This window comes from Flavobacterium sp. (genome assembly GCF_036782315.1).
In the GTDB taxonomy this organism is placed as follows: domain Bacteria; phylum Bacteroidota; class Bacteroidia; order Flavobacteriales; family Flavobacteriaceae; genus Flavobacterium.
Window position 1 is genome coordinate 1 of the sequence record NZ_DAIPZK010000021.1, and the last position, 6,612, is coordinate 6,612.

A 6,612-nucleotide genomic window follows, 5' to 3' on the forward strand; every position below is an offset into this window, starting at 1 on the left:
ATCCATCACCCATCACCCATCACCCATCATCCATCATCCATCACCCATCACCAATTGTTAACAACTTTCCTCTTTCACAATAAAAATATTTAATTATCTTTGTATTTACTTGGGTTAAAGCCCATTTGATTTATTAACAATTAATTTTAAGTATGCAACAAATTCCTAGTGTTGACTTACGTGATTTCCTGTCGGATGATCCGGCACGTAAACAAAAATTTGTAAATGAAATCGGAAAAGCCTACGAAGAAATCGGCTTCGTAGCATTAAAAGGTCATTTTTTAGATGACAAACTAGTAGAGGATTTATATTCAGAAGTACGAAACTTCTTTAATCTTCCTCTTGAAACCAAAGCAAAATACGAAATCCCAGGTATTGGCGGACAACGTGGTTATGTTTCTTTCGGTAAAGAACATGCTAAAGGACGCTCTGCTGGAGATTTAAAAGAGTTTTGGCATTTTGGACAATACGTTAGCGAAGGTTCAAAGTACGCTGGCGAATATCCAGATAACGTGGAAGTAACGGAATTACCTAAATTTAATGAAGTAGGTAAAGAAGCGTACCAAATGTTAGAAAAAACAGGGGTTTATGTCTTAAGAGCTTTAGCACTTTACATCGGATTAGACGAATTCTACTTTGACAAATACATCAAAGACGGAAACAGTATTTTACGTCCAATTCATTACCCTCCTATTACTGACGAACCTAAAGATGGTGCCGTTCGTGCAGCAGCACATGGCGACATCAACTTGATTACCTTATTAATGGGAGCTCAAGGCAAAGGATTACAAGTACAAAATCACAATGGCGAATGGATTGATGCTATGGCACAACCAGACGAGTTAATGATTAATGTTGGAGATATGTTATCAAGACACACCAACAACAAGTTGAAATCAACGATTCACCAAGTGGTAAATCCACCAAGAGAATTGTGGGGTTCTTCTCGTTACTCCATTCCTTTTTTCATGCATCCAGTAAGCGATATGAGTTTAAATTGCTTACCAGAATGTATCGATGAAAACAATCCAAAATTATATGAAGATATCACCGCTGGCGAATTTTTACACGAACGTTTGGTAGAATTAGGATTGATTAAAAAGTAAATAATTTTATAATAGATAGAAAAGGCATTGAGTTTTCTTGATGTCTTTTTTGTTTTTTATAAAATCTACCACAAAACATATTAACTTTGTCATTAAAGAACTTTTTAACTTATTAAAAATGGATTTAAGCGAACAATTAAAAAAACTATTTCCAGATCATCAGCCTTTAGAAGAAGAAAAAGAAGAAATTCTTCCTCACGAATTATTTGTTCAAAAAGAACCAATGATTTGTAAATATGAAAAGCGTAAAGGCAAACCTACTACGATAATTTCTGGCTATGAAGGCGAAGACGAAGATTTCAAAATCCTAGCGAAAGAAATCAAAAGCAAATTAGCTGTTGGTGGAACTTTTAAAGATGGCGAAATCATCATTCAGGGTGATTATCGTGATAAAATCATGAAACTATTACAAGAAAAGGGATTCAAAACAAAACGCGTAGGCGGATAAATTTGTTTCAAGTTTCAAGTTCAAAGTTAAAGAACCTGAAACCTGAAACTTTAAACTAAAAACAAATGATAGCAGCATCAGAATTAATATTAAATCCAGACGGAAGTGTATATCACATCAATTTAAAACCTGGACAAATTGCTAACGATATTATCTTCGTTGGTGATCAAAATCGTGTAGAGAAAATTACAAAACACTTTGATTCAATTGAGTTTACTACTCAAAAACGCGAATTTAAAACACAAACAGGAACTTACAAAGGCAAAAGAATTACGGTTATTTCAACTGGAATTGGTCCAGATAACATTGACATCGTAATGAACGAATTAGATGCGTTGGTAAACGTTGATTTAGCAACAAGAACCGTTAAAAAAGAATTGACTTCATTGAACATTGTTCGTATCGGAACTTCGGGTTCGTTACAAGCGGATATTCCAGTTGATAGTTTTGTAATGAGTCAGTATGGTTTAGGATTAGACAATATGCTCCGCTCCTACTTAATTGATGAAATTTCGGAAACTGAAATGGAAGAAGCTTTTATTGCTCAAACGAATTGGGACATGAGAAAAGGTCGTCCGTACGTGATTTCTTGCAGTAAAACTCTAGAAAAACGTTTAGAAAGTGAAATAATTTTCAAAGGATTCACAGGAACCGCTGGCGGATTTTACGGTCCACAAGGTCGCGTGGTGCGTTTAGGAATTCAAGATCCTGAGTTAAATGCTAAAATGGATAGTTTCAATTTCAACGGCACTCGAATGACGAATTTAGAAATGGAAACTGGAGCTATTTATGGTCTAGGAAAATTATTAGGTCACAACTGTTTATCATTAAATGCTATCATTGCTAACCGTGCAACTGGAACTTTCAGTGAAGATCCATATAAAGCTGTAGATGAGTTGATTGAATATACATTGAATAAGTTAGTAAATTAATCAAAAGGAACACAGACTTTTTCAACATCAAGTTTCGATTTTAGATTAAAAACTATGAAAACTATAAAGATTACAGGCGTTCCAGAACATTTCAATTTACCTTGGCACATGTGTATCGAAGATGGCGAATTTGAAGCCGTGGGAATCGATTTACAATGGACCGATGTTCCAGAAGGAACTGGTAAAATGTGTCAAATGCTTCGTGATGGAGAAACCGATATTGCTGTAATTCTTACCGAAGGTATTATCAAAGACATCGCTGCTGGAAATCCGAGTAAGATTGTACAAGTTTATGTGCAAAGTCCTTTAATTTGGGGAATTCACGTTGCTGCTAATTCTAATTATAAAACACTTTCCGATTTAGAAAACAAAAAAATAGCCATTTCTCGCATGGGTTCGGGTTCGCATTTGATGAGTATTGTGAATGCGCAAAATCAGAATTGGAATACTGAAAATCTACAATTCGAAATCGTAAATACCATTGATGGCGCGGTTGAAAGTCTGACTTCAGAAAAAGCGGATTATTTCATGTGGGAACGTTTTATGACACAACCATTAGTGGATAATGGTATTTTTAGAAGAATTGCCGACTGCCCTACTCCATGGCCTTGTTTTGTAATTGCAGTTCGTAATGAAGTTTTGGAGCAACATCCAAAAGTAATTGAACAAATTTTAGATATAATCAATACGACAACTGAGGAATTTAAAATGATTCCAAGCATTGACAGAACCTTAGCTTCCAAATACAACCAAAAAATAGAAGCAATTCAGGAATGGTTGAAATTAACGCGTTGGTCCCAAAAACAAATGACGAACCCAACATTAGATAAAATAATGGAACAGCTTTTGAAGCTTCAAATTATCGAGAAAAAACTTCCAAAAGAGTCGATACTTAAATAATTCCGTATTTTTATCGTTTTAAACGAAATGACAATTAAAATTCCCACTATAGCAGAACTCAAAGAAAAGCTTTCTTTACCGAAGCCATGGGATAATGTTGTCATATTTGTTTTAAATATTCTTATTGCTATACCTACCTTTTTAATTGCCCATCAAAATTTAGTAGATTTAGACTGGGTAATACATTTTGATAGAATAATTATTTTTGTAGTGATTGTGGTTGCGATTCAATTACTGTTGCGATTGGTAAAAACCATAATTATCTTAATTATTTTTATCTATATAATCGCTTTGGTTTATGGAACCTTATTTGGAAATTATGGCTTTAATAGAGTTTTTGAAGATTATCGTTACATGATTTATTCTATGAGTGAAAATCCAAATCCTCAAGATTTAATTATTGCCAAGTTGCTCCCTTTTCCTAACAAATCTAAAATTATTGATGCTGTAGATTTCACCAATCCAAAAGTTAGAAATTTTGCCTTGTATGCCACTACAAAGCATTTCAAAGAAATTAAGCAAACAGGTGAAACCCGTAGAATGATTCAATGTTTTGCTGTTTTTAAAGAAATTAGAAATCACTGGAATTATGTTAATGATCCAAAAGGAAGAGAATACATTGCTTATGCTTCCGAAAGTTTGCAACATTTTTCAGGTGATTGCGACGATCATGCTATTCTTATGGCAGCTTGTATTAAAGCAGTTGGAGGAACACCAAGAATTATTCACACAGGTGGTCATTTATATCCTGAAATGTTAATTGGTAACAAGAACGATTTAGAAACCGCAATTTACCTTATTAAGGAAGAACTTTTTAAGCAAGAAAGTCATAACCAACAAATTCATTATCACATTGATGAAAGAGGTCAAATTTGGATGAATTTAGACTATACTGCCACATATCCGGGAGGTAAATTTATGAGTGAAGAAATTTTAGGAGCTCTTACTTTTAATTGATAATATTTTCTATATTTACAGAAATATTATCCCTATATATGAAAAAAATAAGCTGTTTATTTGCACTCTTCCTTGGCTTTAGTGCTTTTTCTCAAACTAACGAAAAGCCAATAAATGATTCGATAGTACCACTAGTTTTATCTAAAAAAAACGAAATTAAGTTTGATGCATTAAACTTAATTGCAAATGGAAGGTTAGGCATTTCATATGAACGTTTTCTTAACAAAGATTTTTCATTAGGTATTACAGGAATGGTGTTTAACAAATCTAGTAAAACTGATAATTTCATCACAGATGATACGCGAACTTTAATAGATTACCAAATTATTCCTTACGTACGTTATGCTTTATCAAAAAGCGCTACAAATTTATATTACCTAGAAGCTTTTACTAATTTTAATGGCGGAGAGTATAAAAAACTCACCACTTTAAACAATGGAATAGCTGATTATGTTATTACTACCAAACACAACTACAGTGATATTGCTCTTGGTGGATCAATAGGCTATAAACTTTATTTTAAAGACAGTTTTGTTGTAGATTTAACGGTTGGGATTGGCAAAAACTTATTTAACAACAACAGTCCTTCAACCATTAGCCGTTTAGGAATTAATTTAGGATACCGATTTTAATTGAAACCATCATGAAAAAACACATATACTTTTTAAAAATAGCAATCATCGCCTTATTATTTACAGGATGCACCGAAAATGATGATGAATTTTTTGCGACAACAACCGTTATTTCAAATAATTTAATTGAGGTAAATGCATCAGAAAACCAAGTAAATGTTTCTTGTTTTTATCCAAGGATATTACCACAAACTGGAGGCAATCCATTTGATTTATATTTAACAACTACTTCAAGAAAGTTCTTTTTTAATTACACTTTAGAAAAAAAGAACGCAAATGGTGTTTGGGAATTTATAGCACCATCAAACATAACGGTAATTGAAGGCGAAAACCAAGTGGGGAGCTATATTTCTGGAATACCCGTTTTAGACGCGTTAGATACCAACTACGAATATGAGGTTGACATTACATTAACGGCGGGTCAATATCGTATTAAAATTGAACCTGAAATTGCTTCTTTGAATTCTGAAAATGCCGTGATGGTAACAATTAAAACCACAACAGTAGGTATACCGTCAAATACTTTAGAGTTTACGGTGAATTAATTTTATATAAATTGTTGTATAAAGTTGATGATATTTATTAGTTGGCAGTCAGTTTGGTATAACCACTTAAAAATCGAAACATGAAAGACAAAGAAAAATTATTGAGCAGTGAATTTGGCTTAACATTTAAAATTCTTAGATCTAAAAATAGAGTAATTATTTTGCCTCCAATTATTGGATTTGAAATAAAGCATACTGCTATTAATGTTTACGAAACTGAACTACTGAAAACTGATTTTATGTTTTTAGAATCTAATGATAAAATTATATTCAAAAACTTAACTACAGATTCGTTTTTTGGTTTTGACATAGACGATATAAATCTTGATAAAATTTACTTTCGGTTTGAAAATGGTCGTTTTGAAACTTTTGAAGTGCAAGACTTAAAATTGTCAGGTGATTTGCAACAATATTTGGATTAATCCTATTTGGCTTATTTTCATTTGTTTTAAATACACTTGACATTGTTTCAAAAACTTCAATTGGTGTATAAAATTCATTTTTTGACATAAATAATTAATTTTAATTTTCATTCGCTTAATTGTGACAGAATGATTTAACCACTTTTCTATGAAAGATTTCTTTGTCTACTTAGCAATTTCTGCATTTCCAACTGTAACAGGTATAATGACAATTTTAGTTGCAATATTTGCTTCAATTTTTCAATTTTTAGGTTTAAATAAAATTCACATTGCTTACATTTCAAGTTTCTTTAGCTCGTTTATAACTCTATATATTTTTTCATTACTGTTTAAATGGCTGATCGTTGATTTTGGAGTTTTTGCAGTTCTTTTAGCTATTACTATGACATTCTTAAATTCATATTTTAGAATATAAAAAGGTAGAAATAAAAAATATGAAACAACAACAATGGTTTTAGAAATATTAGGTTCAATTACTTTTTATTTATTATTAAAATTGTAGTCATGGAAAATAAATATTCAAAAACACCATTATCAAGATTTGAGATATTAAAAGCAATAGCATTCAAAAACGTAATGGAACGTAAAAAAGAAAAAAACCGAACTGTCAACAGTGGTAACTGTTGCACAACTACCATTTTCTCAAAACAATTTACAAAAACATAAAAAC

Annotated in this window: 10 protein-coding genes; all 10 read left to right on the forward strand. The window is 31.9% G+C overall.

Going from position 1 to position 6,612, the window contains the following annotated elements; all coding sequences use genetic code 11:
- Positions 1–152: 152 nt before the first annotated feature.
- The 10 genes from V7P59_RS12655 to V7P59_RS12700 all read left to right on the forward strand — a co-directional run bounded on the left by V7P59_RS12655 (position 153) and on the right by V7P59_RS12700 (position 6,608).
- Complete coding sequence (locus tag V7P59_RS12655; RefSeq protein ID WP_333810518.1) at positions 153–1,106, forward strand: isopenicillin N synthase family dioxygenase; 954 nt, start codon at positions 153–155, stop codon at positions 1,104–1,106.
- 118 nt (positions 1,107–1,224) lie between these two features.
- Positions 1,225–1,554 carry a translation initiation factor gene (locus V7P59_RS12660; protein WP_333810519.1) on the forward strand — a complete coding sequence of 110 codons (330 nt, stop codon included), beginning with the start codon at positions 1,225–1,227 and terminating at the stop codon, positions 1,552–1,554.
- A gap of 65 nt (positions 1,555–1,619) precedes the next feature.
- Positions 1,620–2,486: a nucleoside phosphorylase gene (locus V7P59_RS12665; protein ID WP_333810520.1), complete on the forward strand. Its 867-nt coding sequence runs from the start codon at positions 1,620–1,622 to the stop codon at positions 2,484–2,486.
- Positions 2,487–2,540: 54 nt separating this feature from the next.
- Positions 2,541–3,386 (forward strand): substrate-binding domain-containing protein, encoded by an 846-nt coding sequence (locus V7P59_RS12670; protein ID WP_333810521.1) that lies wholly within the window; start codon positions 2,541–2,543, stop codon positions 3,384–3,386.
- A gap of 27 nt (positions 3,387–3,413) precedes the next feature.
- Positions 3,414–4,343 carry a transglutaminase domain-containing protein gene (locus V7P59_RS12675; protein WP_231836947.1) on the forward strand — a complete coding sequence of 310 codons (930 nt, stop codon included), beginning with the start codon at positions 3,414–3,416 and terminating at the stop codon, positions 4,341–4,343.
- A 38-nt stretch (positions 4,344–4,381) separates the two neighbouring features.
- On the forward strand, positions 4,382–4,975 hold the full coding sequence (locus V7P59_RS12680) for a hypothetical protein (RefSeq protein ID WP_333810522.1): 594 nt from the start codon (positions 4,382–4,384) through the stop codon (positions 4,973–4,975).
- A gap of 11 nt (positions 4,976–4,986) precedes the next feature.
- Complete coding sequence (locus tag V7P59_RS12685; protein WP_333810523.1) at positions 4,987–5,520, forward strand: hypothetical protein; 534 nt, start codon at positions 4,987–4,989, stop codon at positions 5,518–5,520.
- Positions 5,521–5,600: 80 nt separating this feature from the next.
- The gene (locus tag V7P59_RS12690) at positions 5,601–5,942 is read left to right on the forward strand and encodes a hypothetical protein (protein ID WP_333810524.1); all 342 of its coding nucleotides are present in this window, start codon (positions 5,601–5,603) and stop codon (positions 5,940–5,942) included.
- Positions 5,943–6,090: 148 nt separating this feature from the next.
- The gene (locus V7P59_RS12695; RefSeq protein WP_333810525.1) at positions 6,091–6,357 is read left to right on the forward strand and encodes a hypothetical protein; all 267 of its coding nucleotides are present in this window, start codon (positions 6,091–6,093) and stop codon (positions 6,355–6,357) included.
- Positions 6,358–6,446: 89 nt separating this feature from the next.
- Positions 6,447–6,608 carry a hypothetical protein gene (locus tag V7P59_RS12700; RefSeq protein WP_333810526.1) on the forward strand — a complete coding sequence of 54 codons (162 nt, stop codon included), beginning with the start codon at positions 6,447–6,449 and terminating at the stop codon, positions 6,606–6,608.
- Positions 6,609–6,612 lie beyond the last annotated feature (4 nt).